Here is a 4,261-nt window from a genome sequence, read left to right as displayed (position 1 = left end):
AGGGGCCGGCGGTGGATCGGTGGCGCAGGTCAGCCGCTGCCGGGGAGCGTGTTGGGGTCGATCGCGAGCAGGTTGACGGCGGTGATGCCCGTCCGCGTGGTGCCGATGATGTGGACGCGGAAGTAGCCGTGCAGGCGGTAGAAGCCGCGGGACGAGTCGAAGGTCGCGCCGCGACCGGCCATGTCACTCAGGCGGTAGGTGGTTCCGGTGCAACCCAGGGCGGTGTCCGAGCCGGGAGCCTGGCCGAGGGACAGCGTGTTGCAGGAGTCGTAGAGGGTGAAGTTGGGGACGGACTCCCCGCCGAGATCAGGACCGGGGAAGAATGACTGGCCGTTGCCGTCGGTCGGTGCGAGCAGATCCAGCAGGACGACCTCGGCCTCATGATCGGCGATGAAGTCGACGAACGACTGCCCGGCGGCGAGCTGGCTGACGGCACCCCGGAAGGCCGGCACGTCGTCGAGGGCGGGCAACGGCGCGTCGGTGGGTGACGACGAACCGCTGGCCGACGTCGAGCCGCTGGCCAGCGCGGCACTGTTGGCCGCCGGACCGGTCAGCCGGGTCCCGACCCTGGGATACGGCACGGAGCCGGCCATGTGCGGGGAAACCATGCGAACCACCGGCGTCGGCGTCGGACGACCCGCCCCGCCGGCACCGTTGCCGCCGGACCCACCAGCGGCATGGGCCGCCCCGAGGGCCGTCAACGTGGCGACCGCCGCGGCCAGCGCCGCGAGCATGGCGTTACGACGAGGATTCCGCCCCGCCGATGCCCCCGCGGACACCCCCGCCGGCGAGCCGCCCAGTGGCCCGCCACCAATCCGCACGATCTCGCGCGAACCGGAAGCAGCTCTGGCGTCGGCACCGGTGCTGACGCCGATCTGGGCCACGACCAGTCGTTCCCGAGCCCAGGCCGGGGTCGCCGGCCCCGACTCCAGCCCCGACCCCGACTCGAGCGCCAACCCCGACTCGAGCGCCGACCCGGACTCCGGCCCCGACCCCGACTCGAGCGCCGGCAGGCTCCCGTCGACGTCACCGGCACCGTCGCGTTCGGTGCTTTCGCCGATGTCCGCGACGTCGCTGTGACTGTCGCCGACCACGTCCTCGCCACGCTCGCGCTGCTCTGCGGCTGCCATCGACCAGGCCTGACCAGCGGCATCCTCGGCGGCTTCGGACGCCGGGCCAAAGCCGCCGGATGCCACCGGCGACCGCTCGAGCGCCCCGCCGGAGCCGTCGGAGGCCTCCCGCGGCTGTCTGGTCGCCGCCTTGGGCGACTCGGGTGAGCCGTCCGGATCGGCCGGGCCGAGGCCGGGGAGACGTCCCACGGTTCGCCGCACTCGGTCCTGTGCCGGGCCATCGTCGCGCTGATCAACCCGGTCCACCGCGTCCGGATGATCAGCGCCATCCCACGCCGCCTGGACGGACGCGCTGGCCACCGCCATCGCCATCGCCGCGGCCCGGCCGGAGCCGACCGGCTGCTCCCCGGACACCTCCGGGGCACACCGCTGACCGGGAACGCCTGGCTCGCGGGCATCGTCCTCGTCCAGGCCAGCGCTCTCACCCCAACCGGCACGCTCATCCCGACCGGCGTCCCCATCCCGACCGGCACGCTCATCTCGTCCGGGGTTGGCGAATCGGGCGGGCCGATCACGGCAGGACGGATCGTTACGGGACGGCAGTTGGCCGCCAAGGGTGTGCCAGGGGGTCAGCGCCTGCGGGTCGAGCAGGCCGGTGACCTCGGCGACCGCTGGTGGTCCGGCTGGTGCGTCGTCGGGGCCGGTGTCGCCACCGGACCTGCCGCGACGGGCCGCGTCCCGGGCGGAGGGGGTGCGGCGGGCGGATCGTCCGCGACGGGCCGTGCCGGTGCGCCAGCCGGCCGGCGAACCGGTGACGCCGGGGGCGACCGGCGCCGGCGGGGTGGGAGGCATCCCCACACCTGTCGACCCCGGCACCTGGCCCGGCTGGACCCGTCCACGAGCGATACCGGAATGGTGGGCATCGCCTTCCGGCGCGGTGAATCCGCCGGGACCCCAGGCCCGCAGCCGACGGGCGGCCCGTCCGGGGGGACGTCCCCCCTCGCGACGCTCATGGGACGAATCCATGCTGACCGCTGATCGTGGCAGGGGCAGGCCGGCCAGCGTCTGACTGTCGTGGAAGTCGATGTCACGCAGACTGTCGCCCTGCGACGAACCCGAGAACCCCACATAACCGGATGAACCGGACGGGGTGCGGGCCGCGGCGGCGAGCAGCTCGGCCGGGTCGACCGAGGGGATGTCCCAGGCGTCGTCGAGCAGGCGTCGGGTGGCGGCGGCGGGATCATCGGAGCGGCCGATCAGGTCACGCAGCAGCGCGGCGGCGGTCGGACGGGCCGACGGGTCCTTGGCCAGCGCCGAACGTACGACGCGGCGCAGCCGCCCAGGGACGTTGCCGGTGTCGGCCTCGCTGTGCACCACCCGGTAGAGCAGGGCGTCGGCCCGTCCGGTGCCAAAGGGCGGCCGACCGGTCGCCGCGTACAGCACGGTGAGTCCCCAGGCGAACACGTCCGCGGCCGGGCCGACCTCACCGTGCCCGGTGACCTGTTCGGGGGCCATGTAGCCCGGACTGCCGAGCAGGACGCCCGTGCGGGTGGCGGCGGTGGCGTCGACGGCGGCGGCGATCCCGAAGTCGATCACCTTGGGTCCGTCACCGCTGAGAATGACGTTGCCGGGCTTGAGGTCACGGTGGACGATGCCGGCGCCGTGGATGGCGGTGAGCGCCTCGGCCAGGCCCGCGGCGAGCGCGACGACGACGGGAGTCGTCATCGCACCCTTGGTCGCGATCGCCTCGGCGAGACTCTGACCGCCGATGAGTTCGGTGGCCATCCAGGGGTCGTCGGCGTCGGGGTCGGCGTCGACGAGCCGGGCGGTACAGGCGCCGCCGACCGCGCGGGCGGCCTCGATCTCGCGGCGGAACCGGGCGCGGAACTCCGGGTCGGCGGCGAAGTCCGATCGGATGACCTTGATCGCCACCGCCTGCCCGGTGCTGTCATCGGACCCGAGGTACACCACGCCCATGCCGCCGGACCCCAGCCGCGCCTTCAGCGCGAACCGGGCGATCTGCTGGGGGTCTCCCGCGCGCAGTGGCCTCGGCGGCACGTCGACCTCCTCATGTCGTCGGTGTCCACGGCCTGTCCGGCGGTGGCTCCAACCTTCTGCAACTCCAGCCATGCCCGATATGCACGATGTGCCCGCTATTACCGGCAAGGCAACCTGCGGCGGGCCAATCGGCCCCCGGGTCGATCCACCTCGCCGGACTCCGCACTCACCGTGCCGCCGCAACCTGTGGTCCGGTTGTGAACCTGACCTGCGCAGCCCGTGAATCCCGGGCGTCCGCTGGGCCCTGCGCGGGCCATCGGCCCGGAGCCTGCGGCCGGATCGGGCGAGCCCGAACGGGCTACCCGGTCCGGGAGGGGCGACCCGTCACACCGGGCAGCCCCACACGGATGGTCTCGCGGGCCACCCTCGGGACTTTCGGTACCGGCGCACGTACCGCGAAGGGCCGCGGGCGGCCCCATCGGACGGATCGGTTCGCTGCGGTGTCACAAATGGGACTGTACCGATGGAACCGCAGCTACCCGGCCATTCGGCTCCCGACAGACACACCTATCGGTTACCCCAACCGGCCAGCGCTCGACATGATCTGGGGGCCGTTCTGCACAAACGCATCGAAGAGGTGGCGGAAATAGCAGCGGCGGCGCCCGTCGGACGCCGCCGCTGAAGTGCCCTGTGCGCTCAGTTCAGATGCGGGTTCCGTCGGCTACGAACCAGAATGAACCGCTCCACGAGTTCGCCCCCGGCATCATCCGCCGCGGCCGCCCGCGGCACCAGAACCGCTGCCGCCCGGGCGTTTTCCCGGGCCGCGGCAGCTCCCGCGGACACTGCCGCGGACACTGCCGCCGCCGGTGCGACTGCCCTGGCAGGCGCACTCAGCACCGTCCTTGTGACCTGCCCCTCGACGGTGACGCAGGACGCGCCCGAATGGATGACGACGTGCCGTACCGGGCTTCGACCCAGTCGGCGAATGGCGCGTGTTTCCGCCATGAAACCCCTCCCAGATCAGGATGCCAATTAAGGCCAACATGACCACTCCAGAACGACAGGAGCCCAACCGGATTTCTTTGCCACGAATCGGTCGGACGCGCCTGCCACGCAGACCCCCGGACACCGCTGGACCGCCAGGGCGATATTCGCCCGGCCACGGCGCTCGTCCCGATGATTCCGGGGATCAC

The 4,261-nt window shown here is 72.6% G+C and carries 1 protein-coding gene; it reads right to left on the bottom strand.

Features of this window, described 5'->3' with window-relative positions:
- Positions 1-29: 29 nt before the first annotated feature.
- Complete coding sequence (locus tag G6R24_RS18780) at positions 30-3,128, bottom strand: serine/threonine protein kinase (RefSeq protein ID WP_163550511.1); 3,099 nt, start codon at positions 3,126-3,128, stop codon at positions 30-32.
- Between the last annotated feature and the right edge of the window lie 1,133 nt (positions 3,129-4,261).

Source organism: Candidatus Frankia nodulisporulans, from assembly GCF_902806475.1.
GTDB classification, from domain to species: domain Bacteria; phylum Actinomycetota; class Actinomycetes; order Frankiales; family Frankiaceae; genus Frankia; species Frankia umida.
This window is presented reverse-complemented; position numbering and strand designations above follow the sequence as displayed.